This is a genomic window from Alteriqipengyuania abyssalis (genome assembly GCF_019857185.1).
In the GTDB taxonomy this organism is placed as follows: domain Bacteria; phylum Pseudomonadota; class Alphaproteobacteria; order Sphingomonadales; family Sphingomonadaceae; genus Alteriqipengyuania; species Alteriqipengyuania abyssalis.
Genome location: NZ_JAHWXP010000003.1, coordinates 442,191 through 462,178 on the forward strand (window position 1 = coordinate 442,191; position 19,988 = coordinate 462,178).

Consider the following 19,988-nt stretch of genomic DNA (forward strand, 5'->3'; position numbering starts at 1 on the left):
CCTGTTATACCAACCGGGTCGCAGACTGTGCCCGCGCCCGGATCGCTTCCCGGTCAACCTCGCCCTGCGGGACCAGCCAGCTGCCGCCCACACAGAGCACCTGCTCCAGCGCGAGCCAGTCGGCGGCGGTTTCCTGCCTGATGCCGCCGGTGGGGCAGAACTTGAGCCCGCCGAACGGGCCTGCCAGTGCCTTGAGCGCAGGAATACCGCCATTGGCCTCTGCCGGGAAGAACTTGAAATGTTGAAGGCCCAGTTCGAGCCCGCGCATGATGTCGCCAGCCGTCGCGATCCCGGGCAGGAAGGGCGCCTCGGCCCGGATCGCCGCGCGGCCAAGTGCCTCGGTCAGACCCGGAGAGACGATGAACTGCGCGCCCGCATCGATCGCAGCTTGCAATTGCTCCTGATCGACCACCGTCCCCGCGCCCACGATCGCGCCGTCGACCTCGCGCATCGCCCGGATCGCGTCGAGAGCGACCGGGGTTCGCAGCGTCACTTCGAGCACGCGCAGGCCTCCTGCAACCAGCGCCTCGGCCATCGGCACCGCATCTTCCAGCCGGTCCATCACCAGCACCGGGATAACCGGCGCGGTGCGCATGATCTCTTCGATTGTCATCCGTGTTCCTTCGCGAAGGCAGCGGCCGCGCCGAACAGGCCCGGCTGTGGGTGGGTGATCAGCTTGACGGGGATCGTGCCCATCAGGTCCGCAAAGCGCCCCTTGGCGCGAAACCGCTCGGCAAAGCCCGATCCGGGGAGGATTTCACGCAGGCGATAGCCGAGCCCGCCGGCAATCACGACGCCGCCAAAGCCGCCCTGCGCCAGCGCGAAGTCGCCCGCCATGCTACCCAGCGCGAGACAAAACCGGTCGACTGCCGCGGCGGCGAGGCTGTCGCTGCCCTCCATTCCCGCCTGCCAGATCGATACGTCGTCCATCTCGGCAACCGGCTTTCCTTCGAGCGCGGCGAGCGTTGCGTAAATCTCGACGATGCCGGGCCCGGACACCACGCGCTCCACCGAAACGCGCATGTGGCGCTTGCGCAGGCGGGCGAGGATCGCGTCTTCGATCTGGTCGAGCGGGGCAAAGTCGACGTGCCCGCCCTCGGTCGCCTGCACCCGGTAACCGCTGGAATCGCGCCATAAATGCGCAACGCCCAGCCCGGTGCCGGGGCCGAGCACGCTCAGCGTGCCCTCCGCAGCGAGTGGCTGGTCGGGGCCTGCAAGGTGGAGAAACTGGTCGTCCGGCGCCTGTGCCACCGCATGGGCCACCGCTGCGAAATCATTCACCAGAGTATAGCGCGACGCGCCGAGCTTTTCCTTTATCAGCGCTGGGCGGATCACCCAGGGATTATTGGTGAAGCGGATCGCATCGCCGCTCGTCCGGCCCGCAATTGCGAGGCTTACCGCGTCGGGCAGGTGGCCGCCTTTGCGCGCGCGATAATCCTCCCATGCGGTCTGAAAACTGACGTGATCGGCGGTGTGAAGCGTTTCCGGTTCGTCGAGCGAGATCGCTCCATCCTCGGCGATGGTCGCGATGGCGAAGCGCGCGTGGGTGCCGCCGATATCGACCGCGACCAGCTGGCGTTCGCTCACAGCCCCGCCTCGGCGAGCATCGCAGAGCCGCCCTTTTCCGCCGGATCGGAGTAGCGGCGCATCATCGCGAACAGCTCGCGGCCCGTGCCCCATGCTTCCGGCGGCGCCTCCGCCTGCTCGCGCGCGGCCCATTCACCGGCGTCCACAAGCGCACTCAGCGTGCCTTCAAGCGCACACACGCGCACCAAGTCGCCGTCGCGCAGCTTACCAAGGGGGCCACCATGGTACGCCTCGGGCGAAACGTGGATCGCGGATGGGACCTTGCCGCTCGCGCCCGACATTCGCCCGTCGGTGACCAGCGCGACCTTGTAGCCGCGATCCTGCAGGACCCCCAGGGGCGAGCTCAGCTTGTGCAGTTCGGGCATGCCGTTCGCCGCCGGGCCCTGGAAGCGGACGACGACGACCACGTCGCGGTCCAGCTCGCCCGCCTTGAAGGCTTCGGCGACCTGATGCTGGGTGGAAAACACGCGTGCCGGTGCCTCGATCGTGCGATGCTCGGGCGCGACCGCACTGACTTTCATCGTGGCACGGCCGAGATTGCCGGCGAGCAGCGCGAGACCGCCGTCGGACTGGAACGGATCGGAGACCGGCTTGAGCAGCGTCTCGTCGCGCGACTGCTCTGCGCCCGGCTTCCACATCAGCGCATCCTCTTCGAGGAAGGGCTCCTGCGCGCCTTCCTCCAGCGATGCACCGTAGACCGTGCGGATGTCGGGATGCGCCAGCCCTGCGCCGAGCAGTTCGCGGATCACGAAGGGCATGCCGCCCGCCGCGTGGAAGTAGTTTATGTCGCCCGCACCATTGGGATAGACGCTGGCGATCAGCGGGACGACGTCGCTCAGCTCGTCCATATCGTCCCAGTCGATCGCGATCCCCGCCGCGCGCGCGATCGCGGGGATGTGGAGCATGTGGTTGGTCGAGCCACCGGTGGCGAGCAGGCCGATGGTCGCGTTGACGATCGCCTTTTCATCGATGCACGCACCCAGCGGGCGGTAATCATCGCCCTGCCAGCCGATTTCGGTGACCCGGTGCACCGCCGCGCGGGTCAATTCCTGGCGCAGCTTGTTGCCCGGATTGACGAAGCTGGAGCCGGGCATGTGCAGCCCCATCATCTCCATCATCATCTGGTTGGAATTGGCCGTGCCGTAGAAGGTGCAGGTGCCCGCGCCGTGGTAACTGGCGCTTTCCGCCTCCAGCAGTTCCTCCTCGCCCACCTTGCCCTCGGCATAGAGCTGGCGGACGCGGATCTTCTCCTTGTTGGCGAGGCCAGAGGGCATCGGTCCGGCGGGCACCAGAATGGTCGGCAGATGGCCGAAGCGCAGCGCACCGATCAGCAGGCCGGGCACGATCTTGTCACAGATGCCGAGCAGCAGCGCGCCTTCGAACATCCCGTGGCTGAGGCCGACGGCGGTGCCCATCGCGATCACATCGCGGCTGAACAGCGACAGCTCCATCGAATCCTGCCCCTGCGTGACCCCATCGCACATGGCGGGCACCCCGCCCGCGACCTGCGCGGTCGCGCCGCGCTCGCGCGCGAAAATCTTGATCTGCTCGGGATAGCGGCCGTAGGGCTGATGCGCGCTGAGCATGTCGTTATACGCGCTGACGATGCCGATATTCATCGCCTGCCCACTCTTGATCGTCGCCTTGTCCTCTCCGCTCGCAGCAAAGCCGTGGGCGAGATTGCCGCAGGAGAGCGTGGGCCGATGGACGCCTTCGTCCCGCGCGCGCTCGATCAGGTCGAGATAGCGCGCCCGCCCGTCGCGCGAACGCTCCACGATCCGGTCGGTGACGCGGGCGACGGTGTCGTTCAGTGTCATTGCGCGCTCCAGTAGATGGTCACAGGGCCGCTCGCCTCGCGCAAGAAGCGCGCGACCGGCAGGTCGCTTGCGGATTCCTGCGCCCGCTCGATCACCTGCTTCTTGTCCGCCCCGCGCAACACGATGATGCTTTCGCGCGGGGCCTTGGTCAGCGCGGCGAAATTCATGCTCAGACGCGGGAACGGCGCTTCGGGGGGAAGCGGATCGGGCACGGTGCGGATCACCGCGCGTCCGGGGCGGTCTTCGGCCTGCATCTGTGGAAACAGCGAAGCGATGTGCCCATCCGTTCCCATGCCCAGCCACAACAGGTCGAGATCGGGCACCGCCATGCCCTCTTCCAGCGCGACGATCCGCGCCCCGCTATCGCCCAGCGCGCGTTCCAGCTTCGCCTGATTGCTCGCCTCGTGATCGCGCGGCACTTGCCGGTCGTCGCCCAGCATGATCGTCGCCCCGCTCCAGTCGAGCCCGCGCTCCGCCAGTTCGGCGAAGATCGCGACCGGGGTCGATCCGCCGGGCACCGCGATCACCGGCGCATCGCTGCCCGTGACCACGCGTTCGATATGGTCGGCCACCGCCTTGGCGGAGCCATCGGGTGCCCAGCGCAGATCACTCATGCCAGGTCACCCCGTCGCGTTCGGTCAGCGCGATCGCCGCGCTCGGCCCCCAGCTGCCCGCGCCGTAGCGCTTGGGCGGGGCGTCTTCCTTGGCCCAGATCGCGCGGATGCCGTCGACCCAGCGCCACTGCGCCTCGACCTCGTCACGCCGCACGAACAGCGTCGGGTCGCCATCGATCAGGTCGAGCAGCAGCCGCTCGTAGGCGATCCGGCGGCGCGCCTTGGCAAAGGCATGGGTCAGCGACAGGTCCAGCGGCACTTCGCGCAAGGTCACGCCTTCGCGGTCCATGCTGGGCTGCTTGGCCATCACCATCAGCCGGACGTATTCCTCGGGCTGCAGGCGGATCACCAGCCGGTTCGCATCGAGCCGCCCGCCGCGCCCGGCGAAGATATTGTGCGGTACACATTTGAACTGGATCACGATCTCGCTGCGCCGCTCGGTCATGCGCTTGCCGGTGCGCAGATAGAAGGGCACGCCCTGCCAGCGCCAGCTGTCGACATGCGCCTTGATCGCGACGAAGGTTTCGGTGTCGGACGCCTCGCCCAGATCGTCGGCATAGCCTTCCACCGCCTCGCCCTGCACGGCCCCGCTGCCGTACTGGCCGCGAACCATTTCCTCGGGCGAAACCGGGCGCAGCGATCGCAGCACCTTGACCTTCTCGTCGCGCACGCTGGCTGCGTCGTAATCGACCGGCGGTTCCATCGCGATCAGCGCGAGCAGCTGGAGCATGTGGTTCTGGACCATGTCGCGCAGCGCGCCGGTCTCGTCGTAGAAGCCGTGCCGCCCTTCCAGACCCACCGTCTCGCTGATGGTGATCTGCACGTGGTCGATGTGGTTGGCGTTCCACAGCGGTTCGAACATCATGTTGGCGAAGCGCAGCGCCATCAGGTTCTGGACCGTTTCCTTGCCCAGATAGTGATCGATCCGGAAAATCCGGTCTTCGCCGAAGGCGCTGGCCACCGCGTCGTTGATCTTGGCCGAACTGGCGAGATCATTGCCGAGCGGCTTTTCCAGCCCGATCCGCACATTGTCGCCCGCCAGCCCGGCGGACTGCAGCCCCTTGATCGTGGGTTCGAACAGGAACGGCGCGGTCGACAGGAAGATCGAGAGGCCGCCCGAGATATCGCCCAGCTTGGCGGCGAGATCGTCGAACCCCTCGATCGTGGATGCGTCGAGCGGCTGGTATTGCAGATGCTTGAGAAAGGAGGCGATCTTGGCCTCGTCCTTGCGGTCATCGGGCAGGTACTGGTCCAGCGCCTCCTTGGCGAGCGCGCGGAACTCCTCGTCCGACAGCTCGCTGCGCGCGGTGCCGACGATCCGCAGGTCCGCCGCGATCAGCTCGTCTTCGTGCAGCGCGTAGAGCGATGGCAGCAGCATCCGCTTGGCCAGATCGCCAGTCGCTCCGAACAGCAGGAGCGAGGAAGAAGGGTGTCGCTTCAAAAAGGTCGCTCCCTGATAATCGTGCGGCGGAGCAATGTTCCAGCCCCCGCCAGACCGCGGTTACCCTAAGGCAAGCATCGCCCGGATTTCCAGCCGCATAGCTATGTGATGATTTAACGCCCGGCCTGGTTCCGGCCTGCCGATCCTATCGCTCGCCCCCGGTCGAAAGCAGGCGGAAGCCCCAGGCGGGCAGCGAAACGGTGTCGCCTGCCGCGATGGTAACCGCGTCTCCGTCACGAAATTCGCGGTAGGAGCCCGCCGCCAGCCCGTCCGCCAGCCTCGCCTCGACCGGTGTGTCGGACAGGTTGAACAGGCCGACCACTTTGTTGCCGTCCTTCTGCCGGACCCAGCCGAACAGCTGCTGCGGCCTGTCGTTGACGACCTGCTGCATCACCGCGCCCCACTGCCCGTTGTCGAGCGCGGGGTTGGCTGTGCGGAATGCGATGAGGTCCTTGAGAAGTGCGCCATAGTCACAGCCTTCGCGCTGGCTCCAGTCGATCGGGTCCTTCTCGAAAAAGGCGAGGCGGTGCGCATTGCACGCCTCCATCCCGTTATGGACCAGCGGCAGGCCTTCGCCGGTAAAGGCGAGCGCGGTCAGCGCTTCCAGCCCGTCGCCGTAATTCTCGTAGATCGTACCTTCCCACGCATTGCTGTCGTGGTTTTCGATATAGGTCAGGCGCATCGCCTCGCGCGGCCACAGGCTCTCGTTCTCGGCATAATAGCCGAACAGCGCGGTCGCATCCGCCTCGCCTTTCGCGATCCGCTTGCCGGTATGGTGCCAGTCCCACGCATAAGTCGCATCGAAGGCGGCGCGGTGGTGGACGGTCTGCTGCACCTCGCCCAGCATGAAGACCGGGCGGATCGCATCGAGCCGCGCGCGCATCGTCTCCCAGAAATCGATCGGGACATAGCCGGCGACATCCGCGCGATAGCCGTCGACCCCGAATTCGCGGACCCAGTATTCCATCGCCTTGCCGACATGCTCGCGCACCCCGGGCTTGCTCCAGTCGAGGTCGATGATATCGGACCAGTCCCACCACGGGGTCGGGCGGAAATGGCCGTCCCAGGTCTTCTCGTACCAGTCGGGATGCTCGCTCGCGAGGGCATTGTCCCACGCGGTGTGGTTGGCCACCAGGTCGAGGATGACGTGGAAGCCCTGCGCGTGGGCGGCGTCGATGAAGTTGCGCAGGTCCTGCTCGGTGCCGAACTCGGGATTGACCGCGTAGTAATCGCGCACCGAATAGGGGCTGCCCAGCGTGCCCTTGCGGTTGACCTCGCCGATCGGGTGGATCGGCATCAGCCACAGGATATCGACGCCCAGTTCCTTCAGCCGCGGCAGTTCCTTCTGCGCGGCGGCGAAGGTGCCCTCCGGCGTGAACTGGCGGGTGTTGATCTGGTAGAGGACCGCATCGCGGCTCCATTCGGGATGCTCGATCTCGACGAAGGGCCGGGGTTGCCACGGATCGGAGCCTTGCGCGGCGGCGGGCGCTGCGGCGCACGCCAGCAGCGCGGCGATGGCGAGCTTACGCATCGGCGGTCTCCGTACTGGATTGCGCGGGCAGGACCGATCCGACCCGCAGCATGGCCAGCGCAGCCAGAGCCCACGCGGCGGCGGCGAACAGCATCGTCCAGATCGGCTCGCCCGGGAAGAACGCCTTCATGATCGATCCCATGATGGTCGCCACCAGCAGCTGCGGCACCACGATGAAGATGTTGAACAGCCCCATGTAGATGCCGAGCTTGGCCTGCGGCAGATTGCTGGCGAGGATCGCGTAGGGCATCGCGAGGATGCTGGCCCAGGCGATGCCCTTCAGCACCTCGCACCCGATCAGCAGCATCGGATCGCGCAGCACGAAGAAGCCGAGGAAGCCCAGCGCGCCCGCCAGCAGGCATGCCATGTGGGTGTATGCCTGGCCGAACTTGCGCGCCATCACCGGCAGCACGAACAGCGCGGCGATCGCGGCGACCCCGTTCTGCACGGTGTAGATCAGGTTCCACCAGTTGGCGCCGTCGTTATAGGCCGCGCTCGCCGGATCGGCGCTGCCGTAGAAATATTGCGACACGATCGGGCCGGAATAGATCCACATGATGAACAGCGCGGACCAGCTGAAGAACTGCACCAGCGCGAGCCGTTTCATCACATCGGGCATGCCGGAAAAGTCGCCCACGATGCTCGACAGCATGTTGGCCGACTGGCCTTTGCGGGCCATGGAAATGCCGATCGCGCTTAGCAGGCCGTAGGTCGCCAGCAGCCCGCCAAGCAGGTAGATCTCCTTCTCCAGCCCCAGCGGCGCGACTGCGAGCAGCACTGCCGCGCCCGCCACCAGCCAGACCAGCGCGAAGCCGTAGTTCTTCGCGGCCAGCGCGCGGATCGTGTGGCTTTGCTCGATCTGGTTCTCGGCCTCGAACGCAGCCATTTCCTCGGGCGAATATTCGCGCGTGGTCAGCACGGTCCAGCCGATCGCCACGAACAGCGCGACCCCGCCCGCCCAGAAGCTCCACCGCACAGTGTCGGGGATCTGCCCCGGCGGCGCGACATTGGCGACGCCCAGATGCTCCAGGAACCACGGGAAGATCGCCGCGACCACCGCGCCGCTGCCGATGAAGGCGGTCTGCACGGCATAGCCGGTCGCGTGCTGCGACTTGTCCAGCATGTCCCCCACGAAGGCGCGAAACGGCTCCATCGAGATGTTGAGCGATGCGTCGAGCAGCCACAGCAGGCCTGCGGCAAACACCAGCGGCGCGGCGAAGGCGGGTGCGAAGGGCATCAGGAAGAGGGAGAACGCGGCGAAGATCGCCCCGGTCAGGAAATAGGGCCGCCGACGGCCCAGCCGGTTCCACGTGCGGTCCGACAGGTAGCCGATGATCGGCTGGACGATCAGCCCGGTCAGCGGCGCGGCCACCCACAGCGCGGGCAGATCGTCAAGCGATGCCCCCACCGTCTGGAAGATCCGGCTCATGTTGGAATTCTGCAGCACGAAGCCGATCTGGATTCCGAAGAAGCCGAAGCTGATGTTCCACAGCCCCGCCCAGCTCTGGCGTGGTTTCTCCATCGGCCTTGTTATCCTTTCCCCTGTCGGCGGGCGAACTCGCGTCACCCTGCCGATCGATGATGGGGCAAGGCTTTCACCAATCCGGGAGGCCGGACAAGCAACATACGAATGCGCTCAGGAGCTTGCGCGCACGATCAACCGGGTGGGCAGGCGGGTGGGCGGCGGGTCGGAGCCTTCGATATGCGCCAGCAGCGTTTCCACCAGCAGCTCGCCCGCACCCTGCGTGTCCTGCATGATGGTGGAGAGCGGCGGGTGGGTCATGCTGGCGGCGGGGATATTGTCGAACCCGACCACGGCGACATCGCCCGGAACAGAGAGCCCCGCCTCATCCAGCGCGCGCATCGCGCCGATCGCGATCACGTCGCTCGCCGCGAACACCGCGTCGAACGCGGCACCGCTCTCGATCAGGCGGCGCGCGGCGGCATAGCCCGCCTCGTCCGATGTCACCGCGTCGAACTGCAGCGCCGGATCGGGCTCGATCCCCTGCTCCCTCAACGCCTCGGACAGGCCGAGATAGCGGTGCGCGAATTCGGGATAGTGCTCGTCCGCATGGCCCAGAAACGCGACCTTCCTGCGTCCGCGCTCGATAAAGTGTTCGCCGACCAGCCGCCCCGCGTCGATATTGTCCGAACCGACAGTGGCGCCGCTGCTGTCGCTGCTGACCGAACCCCAGCGGGCGAAATGCGTCCCCGCCTTGACCAGCTGGTCCAGCCTTTCCGCGTAGAGCGTGTAGTCGCCATAGCCGAGCAGGATCAGCCCGTCCGCCCGCTTGCTGTCCTGATACTTGACGTGCCAGTCATCCTCCATCCGCTGGAACGAGATCAGCAGGTCGAGCCCGCGGTTACCGCAGGCGCGGGTGATCGAACCGAGCATCGAGAGGAAGAACGGGTTGATCATGCTCTCGTCGGGCGTGGGATCCTCGAAGAACAGCAGCGCGATGGTGTTGGTCCGCTGGGTTCTGAGCGAGGAGGCATTGCGGTCGACCGCATAGTTCAGCTCGCGCGCGATCCGCTCGATCTTCTCGCGGGTCGCCTGGCTGACCGACTTGTCGCCGCGCAGCGCACGGCTGACCGTGGGCTGCGAGACTCCGGCCCGGTAGGCTATATCGAAGCTGGTCGGCCTGCCTGACGGGGTGCGGCCCATTCTCTCTCCCGAAAGGCGTCGTGCGCCTCTCATGCTTACGTATTCATCGGATTACGTCAGGTCGCCCTGCAAGGCAATTGCCGCCTCCTAGGCGAAGCCCCTCGCAGCCGCGAAAATGGCGTGATTGCGCCTATGATGGCCGCCCGGCCTGCACGCAAGCGGGGCATCGACATTTGTGCCACAGTCCTGTCGGGCCGGTCGCGGCGCATCGCACGCGTATACGTATGCGATCTTCCGGCACGCCCCCGGTGCTGCATTATGACCGCCGCAGACGCGCCAAGGACCGGCCGATCGAGACCGGGCCACGTGCATCTGGCGACGCTGGGAATGGCAGCGCCGCACACGGGAGAGAGAGAACAGTCATGTCCTACCGCAATTCGCTTCGCAGCGGCACCAGCCTGCGCACCTGTGCCATCGCCCTGATCCTGGCCGGCGCCGCCGTGCCGGGCATCGCCGCCGCGCAGACCACCCAGCCGCCCGTCCCCGACACGGAAGAAGACGGTCAGCCGGTCGCCGACGACGATACCGACGAGAACGTCATCGTGGTCAGCGGCTTTCGCGCCGCTCTGGAAAGCGCGGTCAACGAGAAGCGCAACAGCGACCTGATCCTGGAATCGGTCACTGCCGAGGATATCGGCAAGCTGCCCGATGATTCGATCGGGGAATCGATCGCCCGCCTGCCCGGCATCACCTCGCAGCGGCTCAATGGCCGCGCCAACGTGATCGCCATTCGCGGCCTCGGCCCGGACTTCTCCCAGACGCTGCTGAACGGGCGCGAGCAGACCTCCACCGGCGATAGCCGCGCGGTCGAATTCGACCAGTATCCCTCCGAAGTCGTCGCCCAAGTCAATGTCTACAAGACGCCCTCGGCCAGCCTCGTCGGCCAGGGCCTGGTCGGCACGATCGACGTCCGCACGATCCGCCCGCTCGAAGTGGACGAGCCGATCTTCGCGATCGGGGCCAAGGGTTCCTATGCGGATATCGGCGCGCTCAACGCGGGCTCGCGCGATTACGGCTATCGCGTCAACGCGACCTTCGTCGACCAGTTCGCCGACGACACGATCGGCGTCGCGCTGGCGGCGGCCTATACCGACGAGCCCTATCAGCTGCAGGAATTCAACGCCTGGGGCTATGCTGGCGATGGCACGCCCGGCAATCCGTACATCATCGGCGGCAACAAGAGCTTCGTCACCTCGACCCGGCTCAAGCGCTTCGGGGTCAACGGCACGCTGCAATATCAGGCGTCGCCCAACTTCATGGTCACCGTCGACGGCTTCTATTCCAGTTTCGACGACGACCAGTCCAAGCGCGGGATCGAACTGCCGCTGGGCTTCAGCAACCCCTACACCACAAGCAGCGTGGTCGACGGTCCGTTCGGCGGTTTCGCCGAATCCGGCACCTTCACCGATGTGCGCGGCGTCGTGCGCAACGACGTTTTCCAGCGCCAGGCGGACCTCTATTCGGGCGGCCTCAACCTCGATTACGATGGCGATGACGGGTGGAGCGCGTTCTTCGATTTCGGCTATTCGCGCACCGACCGTAACGAGCTGAGCATCGAAAGCTATTCGGGCACCGGCTATGGCGGGGGCAACGGCGCGGCCGATACGATCGGCTTCACCTCCGACACCAATGGCACATCCTTCACCCACACGCTCGACTACAGCGACCCGAGCCTGATCCGGCTGACCGACCCCCTCGGCTGGGGCGGCGCGCGCGTCCAGGCGGGCTACTGGAACAACCGCATCATTGCCGACGAGCTTTTCCAGTATCGCGTGGGCGTGTCGAAGGAACTGGGCGGCTTCCTCTCCGCCATGCATTTCGGGATGGCCTATACCGACCGTTCCAAGAGCCTGACGCCGGACGAGTTCTTCGTCTCGCCGCCGGGCGGCGCAACCGAGGTGGCAATCCCGACCGGCGCGCTGCTGCGGCCGACCGACCTCGACTATCTCGGCCTTGGCCCGATCGTCAGCTACGATGTCCGCGACCTGATCGCGGATGGCACGCTGATCCTCGATCGCAATACCTCCAACGATGTTCCGGCCAAGGCCTACGGCATCACCGAAGACCTGATGACCATCTACCTGCAGGCGGATATCGAGCAGGAACTGGGCATCGGCGTGCTGACCGGCAATTTCGGCGTGCAGGCGATCAATACCGACCAGAACTCGACCGGGCTTGCGTTCGCCGGTGGCCAGCCGGTCGACGTGTCGCTGGGCGCGGATTACTGGGACGTGCTGCCCAGCGCCAACCTGTCGCTGCGGCTCGATAGCGGGTGGGTCTTCCGCCTTGCCGCCAGCCGCCAGATCCAGCGCCCGCGTCTCGACGATCTGCGCGTGGCGATCAGCTACGGGATCAACACCAACGCGGGTGAAAGCCCGACCGGTGTCGCGCCGTTCATCAGCGGCGGCGGCGGCAACCCGCTGCTGCGCCCGTACCGGGCCAACGCGGTCGACTTCAATATCGAGAAGTACTTCGCAAACGGCGCGGGCGTCGTCGCGGTGCAGGCCTTCTACAAGGATATCGTCAACTGGATCGCCAACGGGCGCTATACCTTCGATTATTCCGGACTTCCGACCCCGGCGGGTCAGACCCCGGCGACCACGATCGGTTTCCTCGATACGCAGGTGAACACCGGCGGCGGTAACTTCTACGGGGTCGAGCTGTCGGCGACGGTACCGTTCGACGCCTTCTTCTCCGGCCTCGAAGGCTTCGGCGCAACCGGCGGCGTGGGCTACACCAAGTCGGAAGTGGAAGACTTCAACGGAGATGTCGCACCGATTTCCGGCTATTCGGAATGGGTCGCCAACGGCACGCTCTACTACGACCTCAACGGCTTCAGCGCCCGGGGCAGCGTCCGCTATCGCTCCGAGTTCATCGGCGAATTCAGCGGCTTCGGCGGTTCGCCGACGCGGCGTCTGGCGCGAGGCGAGACGATCGTCGATGCGCAAATCGGCTATGAATTCCAGCCGGGCAGCGCGCTGGAGGGCCTCTCGGTCTATCTCCAGGGGCAGAACCTCACCAACGCGCCGTTCGTGTCGCAGTTCAACGTGCCCGAACCGCGCGCGGTGATCGACTATCAGGAATATGGCCGCCGCTTCCTCGTCGGCGCGACCTTCAAGTTCTGATAGCCAAGGTCCGGAGCAGGCGGCGCATTCCTCCCAAGCCGCGCCGTCTGCCTCGGACCCTAATCCTTGCCATGCGCCCTGCGCGCGGGTGAGGATGGGAGGTGAGCGTGAACCGGACCAGTTCCAGCGAAACCGAACCGCCCGCCATCGTCATTGTCGGTGGCGGCACTGCCGGGTGGATGGCGGCGGCGGCGCTCGCGCGGCTGACGCCATGCGCGGTCACGCTGGTCGAGTCCGAGGCGATCGGCACGGTCGGCGTGGGCGAGGCAACGATCCCGCAGATCCGCCTGTTCAACCAGGCGCTGGGGATCGACGAAGCGGAATTCCTGCGCGAGACCAAAGCCACCTTCAAGCTGGGCATCGAATTCGCCGGCTGGTCGCACGCTGGTGCCAGCTACATGCATGCCTTCGGCGAGATCGGCGCGGGCGCGGGCCTGCTCCCCTTCCACCAGCTGTGGCTGCGCGGCCGCGAACTGGGCGAGGCAAAAGACCTCGCCACCTACTCGCTCAATGAGCGCGCGGCGCGCGCGCTCAAGATGCAGATGTGGCGCGGCGACGCGGGGCACAGCGCGCCCGACATGCCGTGGGCGTACCACTTCGACGCCAGCCTCTACGCCGCCTACCTGCGTCGCCTGGCCGAAGCGCGCGGCGCGGCGCGAATCGAAGGCAAGGTCGCCTCGGTCGAGCGCGATGGCGCAAGCGGTGACATCGCGGCGGTTGCGCTGGAAGAAGGGCGCCGGATCGCAGGCGATTTCTTCATCGATTGCAGCGGCTTTCGCAGCCTGCTGCTGGGGCAGGAGCTGGCGACACCGTTCGAGGACTGGAGCCACTGGCTGCCGTGCGACCGCGCGGTCGCGGTGCCGTGCGCCACGAAAGGCGAGTTCACCCCCTACACCCGCTCCACCGCGCACTCCGCCGGCTGGCAATGGCGCATTCCGTTGCAGCACCGGATCGGCAACGGGCTGGTCTATTGCAGCGACTATCTCTCCGATGACGAGGCCGAGGCGCAGCTGCTCGCCAATCTCGACGGCGCGCCTCAGGCCACGCCCAACCGCCTGCGCTTCACCACCGGGATGCGCACCCAGCAATGGTCGCACAACTGCCTCGCGCTGGGGCTGGCCGCCGGGTTCATGGAGCCGCTGGAATCGACCAGCATCCACCTGATCCAGTCCTCGATCGCGCGGTTCCTGAACATGCTGCCGGGCAGGCAGCCCGCGCCCGCAATGCGCGCGGAGTTCAACCGGCAGGCGGAGTTCGAATGGATCCGCATCCGCGACTTCCTGATCCTGCATTACTGGGCGAACGGGCGCGTCGGCGAAGCTTTCTGGGATCGTCGCCGGGAAATGGCCCTGCCCGACACACTGACCGCGAAGATCGAGCAGTTCAAAGCCAGCGGCTTCATCCATCGCGAGCACGAGGAGCTGTTCACCATCCCCGGCTGGGCGCAGGTGCTGATCGGGCAGGAGGTGACGCCGCAATCGCTCCACCCGCTGGCCGCATCGACCGATCCGGCTGCGCTGGAGCGGATGCTGGGCGAGATCGAGGCGGGGATCGGCCGATTGGTCGATGCCATGCCGTCGCATGTCGAGTTTCTGCGCGCCTACTGCATGCCCCGCGCTACCAATCCATCCCCCACCCCGGTTTCGGAGACCGCCCGATGAAGCGCGCCGTCACCCTGCTCGCCGCAGCCAGCCTGCTCGGCTTTGCCACCCCCGCGCTGGCGCAGGAGCCAGCCGCCGAAACGGGCGATCGCCTGTCTCAGGACGAGGTGATCTATTTCGTCCTGCCCGACCGCTTCGCCAATGGCGACACGGCCAACGATACCGGCGGCTATCCGGCGGACCGGCTCCAAAGCGGCTACGACCCCACCCATCGCGGCTTCTACCACGGCGGCGATCTGAAGGGCCTGACCGAGAAGCTCGACTATATTCAGGGCCTCGGCGTTACCGCGATCTGGTTCGCGCCGATCTTCAAGAACAAGCCGGTGCAGGGCCCGGCGGGTGACGAGAGCGCGGGCTACCACGGCTACTGGGTGACCGACTTCACCTCGGTCGACCCGCATCTGGGCACCAATGCCGAGTTCAAGGCCTTCGTCGAGGCGGCGCACGCGCGCGGGATGAAGGTCTATATGGACATCATCACCAACCATACCGCCGACGTCATCCGGTATGCGGGCGGCGACTATGCCTATCGCAGCAAGGCGGACTATCCTTTTTCCACCCTTGGCGGGCCCGAGGGTGAGCGGATCAACCCGGGCTTCGCGGGCGACGATGATCCCGGCGCAAAGAACTGGGCGAAGCTGACCGATCCGCGCTTCGCCTACACCCCCGTGGTGCCCGAGGCGGAGCGGGACATCAAAGTGCCCGCATGGCTCAACGATCCGATCTACTACCATAATCGCGGCAACAGCGAGTGGTGGGGCGAAAGCGCGGTCTATGGCGATTTCGCGGGGCTCGACGATCTGGCGACCGAGCATCCGCGCGTGCTTGCCGGGATGATCGATATCTTCGGCAGCTGGATTGACCGCTTCGGGATCGACGGCTTCCGGATCGACACGGTCAAGCATGTGAACCCCGAGTTCTGGCAGGCCTTCGTGCCCGCGATGCAGGCGCGCGCCGAGGCGAAAGGGATCGCGGATTTCCTGATCTTTGGAGAGGTCTATGTCGACGGTGCGCGCCCCGGCCCGCTGGCGGCCTATACCCACCGCGACGCCCTACCCGCCGTGCTCGACTTCACCTTCCAGTCCGCAGTGCGCGATGTGGTGGCCGACAATGCCTCGCCCGAAGTGCTGGTGCAGATGCTCGAAGGCGATGTGCTCTATGCAGGTGGCGAGGAAGCCGCGCTGCGCCTGCCGACCTTCCTCGGCAATCACGACATGGGCCGCTTTTCTATGTTCGTGAAAGCGGGCAATCCGGATGCCGGCCAGTCGGAACTGCTTGCGCGCACGATGCAGGGCCATGCGATGCTGCTGACCCTGCGCGGCATCCCGACCGTCTATTACGGCGACGAGCAGGGCTTCATCTCCGACGGCAACGACCAGCAGGCGCGCGAGGACATGTTCGCCAGCCGGGTGGCCGACTACAACGACAACGATCTCCTCGGCACGCAAGCGACTACGGCGGACGAGAATTACGCCGCCGACCACCCGCTTTACCGCACGATCGCGCGGCTTTCCGCGTTGCGCACGGGCACCCCTGCGCTGCGCCGCGGGCGCACCCAGATCGGCACGTTCGACCGCGAGCCGGGCCTGCTCTCACTCATCCGCCGCGACCCCGAAGGCGGCCAGACGGTCCTGCTGGTGTTCAACACCAGTGGGCAAGCAATCACGCGGAACGTGGAAATCGACATGAAGGAAACCACGCTGAAAACCCTCGACGGCACCTGCCCCGCCCAACCGACCGCGCCGGGCAGCGCGCGGTTCACCCTTCCCCCCTTCGGCTGGGCCGTGTGCGAGCTGGAGCGCAACTGATGGCGAGCGCGATGCAACCCTCCCCCGCTGCTGCGAAAGACGGGCAATGGTGGCGCGGCGCGACGATCTACCAGATCTATCCGCGCAGCTTCATGGATTCCAACGGCGACGGCATCGGCGATCTGCCGGGCATCACCTCGCGGCTGGAGCATGTCGCCGATCTGGGCGTCGATGCGATCTGGGTCAGCCCCTTCTTCGCCAGCCCGATGAAGGATTTCGGTTACGACGTGTCCGATTACTGCGATGTCGATCCGATCTTCGGCACGCTCGCCGATTTCGACGCGCTGGTCGCCCGCGCGCACGAGCTGGGCCTCAAGCTGCTGATCGATCAGGTCTATTCACATACCTCGGACGAGCATGAATGGTTCGCGCAGAGCCGTTCGGACCGGACCAATGCGAAGGCCGACTGGTACGTGTGGGCCGATGCCAAGCCCGACGGATCGCCCCCGTCCAACTGGCAGTCCGTGTTCGGCGGCCCGGCATGGACCTGGGATGCGCGGCGCGGGCAGTATTACCTGCACAACTTCCTCAGCAGCCAGCCGCAGCTCAACGTGCACAACGCGCACGTGCAGGACGCTTTGCTGGGCGTAATGCGCTTCTGGCTGGATCGCGGGGTCGACGGCTTCCGCATCGATGCGCTCAATTTCGCGATGCACGACCCGCAATTGCGCGACAATCCGCCCGCCCCCGCAACCGACAGGCCGCGCACGCGCCCGTTCGATTTCCAGCTCAAGAAATACAACATGTCGCACCCCGACATCCCGCATTTCATCGAGCGGATCCGGGCACTGACCGACGAGTACACCGACGATTCGGGGGCAATCTTCACCGTCGCCGAGGTCGGCGGGGACGAGGCGGAGGCGGAGATGAAGGCCTTCACGCAGGGCGAGGCGCATCTCAATTCCGCCTATGGCTTCAATTTCCTCTATGCCGACCGGCTGACCCCCGGGCTGGTCTGCGCCGCACTGGCCGAATGGCCCGACGATCCGGGCACCGGCTGGCCCAGCTGGGCGTTCGAGAACCACGACGCCCCGCGCGCGGTCTCGCGCTGGTGCCCGGCCGGTTGCTCGCCCGAAGACATCGCCGCCTTTGCACGGATGAAGATGGCGCTGCTCGCCTCGCTGCGCGGCAACATCATCATCTATCAGGGCGAGGAGCTGGGTCTGGAACAGGACGATATCCCGTTCGAACAGCTGCACGATCCCGAAGCGATCGCCAACTGGCCGCTGACCCTCTCGCGCGACGGGGTGCGGACCCCGATTCCGTGGGTCGCGCATGATCCAAGGGGCGGGTTTTCCGCCGGATCGCCGTGGCTGCCGGTCGGTGAGGCGAACCGGACCCGCGCGGTCGATGTCCAGGCGAACGATCCCGAGGCGCTGCTCGGCTTCACCCGCCGGATGCTCGCGCTGCGCAACGAAACCCCCGCGCTGCGGCAGGGGCGCGTCGCGCAGTGCCGCGCCGATGGCGACCTGCTGTGGCTGACCCGAGAGGCCGAAGGGCACAGCGTGCTGTGCGTTTTCAATCTGGGCGCAAGCGAGCACGCCATCTCCGTGAAAGGTCGCGAACTGCTCGCCACCAACGGCGCCACCACCAGCGCCCTGCCCCCCTTCGCCGCGCTTATTCTGGAGACCGCGTAATGCGTGCCCTGCTGGTTGCCCTGTTCTCGCTCGTCGCTCTCGCCGCGCCGCTCTCCGCCGCCGAGGTATCCTCCCCCGACGGGCGGATCGTGGTGCAGCTGGACGTCGATAACGAAGGCAAGGCGTTCTACCGCGTGGACCGCGACGGCGAGCCGCTGATTGCCGACAGCGTGCTCGGCTTCACCTTCACCGATGCCGAGACCATGCGCCGCAACTTCGCGATCGAGAGCGAGACGCGCACGAGCCATGACGATATGTGGGAGCAGCCGTGGGGCGAGCGGCGCTTCGTGCGCGACCATTACAACGAGCTGGCGGTCACCTTCCGCGAAACCCGCGATACCTCGAAGCGCGCGCTGACCGTGCGGATGCGCGTGTTCGACGACGGGATCGGCTTCCGCTACGAATTCCCCGGCAGCGACGCGACGCCGGTCACGCGGATTGCCGACGAGCTGACCGAGTTCGTGATCGCGCCCGAAGCAGCAGCAGGCGGCACCGCGTGGTGGATTCCTGGCGGCGACTGGAACCGCTACGAATATCTCTACAACGAAACCCCGCTGGCCGAGGTTTCGACCGCACACACACCCATGACCGTGCGGCTGGCCGACGGCACGCACCTCGCCTTCCACGAGGCGGCGCTGGTTGACTATGCGGGGATGTGGATGCGGCGGGTCGATGGCACCCGCTTTCGCGCCGTGCTCGCCCCGTCGAGCCGCGGGGCCACGGTGGTGCGCGAAGGCGCCTTCACCACGCCATGGCGCACGATCCGCATCGCCGACGGGCCTGCCGGGCTGGTCGAGAGCAACCTCGAACTCAATCTCAACGAGCCCAATAAACTCGGCGATGTCAGCTATTTCGAGCCTGCGAAATATATCGGCATCTGGTGGGGTATGATCCGCGGCGACTGGACCTGGGCGCAGGGGCCCAAGCACGGCGCGACGACCGAGCGGGCCAAGCAATATATCGATTTCGCCGCCGCCAACGGCTTTCGCGGCGTGCTGGTCGAAGGCTGGAACATAGGCTGGGACGGCCAGTGGTTCGGCAATGGCCGCGATTACAGCTTCACCCGGGCCTATCCCGATTTCGACTTCGACGAAGTCACCGCCTACGCCGCATCGAAGGGCGTCCACCTGATCGGCCACCACGAAACCGGCGGCAATATCGAGGTCTACGAACGCCAGCTGGCAGACGCGCTCGACCTCTATGCCGCGCATGGGGTGGACGTGGTCAAGACCGGCTACGTCGCCGATGCGGGCGGGATCATCAGCTGCAACGCCGATATCGCCGCGCCTTGCGGGGACGAGGTGTTCGAGTGGCACGACGGCCAGCGGCAGGTGCAGCACCATCTGAAGGTCGTCACCGAAGCGGCCAGGCGCGGCATCGCGATCAACCCGCACGAACCGGTCAAGGATACCGGCCTGCGCCGGACCTATCCCAACTGGGTCAGCCGTGAGGGCGCGCGGGGGCAGGAATACAACGCCTGGGGCGCATTCGCCAACGGGACCGAGCACGACCCGACGCTGGTCTATACCCGGATGCTGTCCGGCCCGATGGACTACACGCCCGGCGTGCTCGGGCTGGTCGGCAATAATGGCGATCCGATCGCCTCCACGCTCGCAAAGCAGCTCGGCCTCTATCTCGCGATCTATTCGCCGATCCAGATGGCGGCGGATTTCGTCGAGAGCCTCGAGGCGCATCCGAAAGAGCTGGAGTTCATCCGGATGGTCCCCGCCGACTGGGCGGAGAGCCACCTGATCGCGGGCGAAGTGGCCGACTACGCGATCTTCGCGCGCAAGGACCGCCATAGCGAGGACTGGTATGTCGGCGGCGTCAACGATGCGACCGAACGGACGGTTGAGTTGAGGTTCGACTTCCTCGACGATGGTCAGGCCTACATCGCACGCGTGTGGAAGGACGGCCCCACCGCGACCTACGAGACCGAGGCGCGGCACGACATCGCCTACGACACGCTGACGATCCGGCGCGGCGACAGCTACACCGTACGCCTCGCGCCCGGTGGCGGGCTTGCGATGCAGCTCAAGCCTGCCGGATAATACGGGGCTTGGCCGTGCGCCGAATATCTGCAGCTGCAATCCGCTGGGGGA

General features: G+C 66.3%; 13 protein-coding genes. 5 read left to right on the forward strand and 8 right to left on the reverse strand.

Annotation, left to right across the window (positions count from 1 at the left end; translation table 11 throughout):
• Positions 1 to 4 precede the first annotated feature (4 nt).
• The 8 genes from eda to KYN89_RS11935 form a co-directional block, all read right to left on the reverse strand.
• A complete protein-coding gene (gene eda / locus KYN89_RS11900; protein WP_222825256.1) occupies positions 5 to 613 on the reverse strand; it encodes a bifunctional 4-hydroxy-2-oxoglutarate aldolase/2-dehydro-3-deoxy-phosphogluconate aldolase in 609 nt (202 codons plus the stop codon).
• Positions 610 to 1,587 carry a glucokinase gene (gene glk, locus KYN89_RS11905; protein WP_222825257.1) on the reverse strand — a complete coding sequence of 326 codons (978 nt, stop codon included), beginning with the start codon at positions 1,585 to 1,587 and terminating at the stop codon, positions 610 to 612. The genes eda and glk overlap by 4 nt, the downstream gene beginning before the upstream one ends.
• Entirely contained in the window at positions 1,584 to 3,404 is a 1,821-nt protein-coding gene (gene edd, locus KYN89_RS11910) for a phosphogluconate dehydratase (RefSeq protein ID WP_222825258.1), read from the reverse strand. The genes glk and edd overlap by 4 nt, the downstream gene beginning before the upstream one ends.
• The gene (locus tag KYN89_RS11915) at positions 3,401 to 4,018 is read right to left on the reverse strand and encodes a 6-phosphogluconolactonase (RefSeq protein ID WP_222825259.1); all 618 of its coding nucleotides are present in this window, start codon (positions 4,016 to 4,018) and stop codon (positions 3,401 to 3,403) included. Before KYN89_RS11915 ends, edd begins: the two co-directional genes overlap by 4 nt.
• Complete coding sequence (gene zwf, locus KYN89_RS11920; RefSeq protein WP_222825260.1) at positions 4,011 to 5,459, reverse strand: glucose-6-phosphate dehydrogenase; 1,449 nt, start codon at positions 5,457 to 5,459, stop codon at positions 4,011 to 4,013. The genes KYN89_RS11915 and zwf overlap by 8 nt, the downstream gene beginning before the upstream one ends.
• A 145-nt stretch (positions 5,460 to 5,604) precedes the next feature.
• Positions 5,605 to 6,990 (reverse strand): alpha-amylase family glycosyl hydrolase, encoded by a 1,386-nt coding sequence (locus KYN89_RS11925; RefSeq protein ID WP_222825261.1) that lies wholly within the window; start codon positions 6,988 to 6,990, stop codon positions 5,605 to 5,607.
• Positions 6,983 to 8,512: an MFS transporter gene (locus tag KYN89_RS11930; protein ID WP_222825262.1), complete on the reverse strand. Its 1,530-nt coding sequence runs from the start codon at positions 8,510 to 8,512 to the stop codon at positions 6,983 to 6,985. The genes KYN89_RS11925 and KYN89_RS11930 overlap by 8 nt, the downstream gene beginning before the upstream one ends.
• A gap of 114 nt (positions 8,513 to 8,626) precedes the next feature.
• Positions 8,627 to 9,655, reverse strand: a complete 1,029-nt coding sequence (locus KYN89_RS11935) for a LacI family DNA-binding transcriptional regulator (protein ID WP_222825263.1) — start codon at positions 9,653 to 9,655, stop codon at positions 8,627 to 8,629.
• A gap of 362 nt (positions 9,656 to 10,017) precedes the next feature.
• Between KYN89_RS11935 and KYN89_RS11940 the strand changes: the two genes are divergently transcribed.
• The 5 genes from KYN89_RS11940 (at position 10,018) to KYN89_RS11960 (ending at position 19,937) form a co-directional block, all read left to right on the forward strand.
• Positions 10,018 to 12,780 carry a TonB-dependent receptor gene (locus tag KYN89_RS11940; RefSeq protein WP_222825264.1) on the forward strand — a complete coding sequence of 921 codons (2,763 nt, stop codon included), beginning with the start codon at positions 10,018 to 10,020 and terminating at the stop codon, positions 12,778 to 12,780.
• 101 nt (positions 12,781 to 12,881) lie between these two features.
• Complete coding sequence (locus KYN89_RS11945) at positions 12,882 to 14,441, forward strand: tryptophan halogenase family protein (RefSeq protein ID WP_222825265.1); 1,560 nt, start codon at positions 12,882 to 12,884, stop codon at positions 14,439 to 14,441.
• Positions 14,438 to 16,249, forward strand: coding sequence for an alpha-amylase family glycosyl hydrolase (locus tag KYN89_RS11950; RefSeq protein ID WP_222825266.1), 1,812 nt, complete (start codon positions 14,438 to 14,440; stop codon positions 16,247 to 16,249). The genes KYN89_RS11945 and KYN89_RS11950 overlap by 4 nt, the downstream gene beginning before the upstream one ends.
• Positions 16,249 to 17,886 (forward strand): alpha-amylase family glycosyl hydrolase, encoded by a 1,638-nt coding sequence (locus KYN89_RS11955; RefSeq protein WP_222825267.1) that lies wholly within the window; start codon positions 16,249 to 16,251, stop codon positions 17,884 to 17,886. Before KYN89_RS11950 ends, KYN89_RS11955 begins: the two co-directional genes overlap by 1 nt.
• Complete coding sequence (locus KYN89_RS11960) at positions 17,886 to 19,937, forward strand: glycoside hydrolase family 97 protein (RefSeq protein ID WP_222825268.1); 2,052 nt, start codon at positions 17,886 to 17,888, stop codon at positions 19,935 to 19,937. Before KYN89_RS11955 ends, KYN89_RS11960 begins: the two co-directional genes overlap by 1 nt.
• The last annotated feature ends 51 nt before the right edge of the window (positions 19,938 to 19,988 follow it).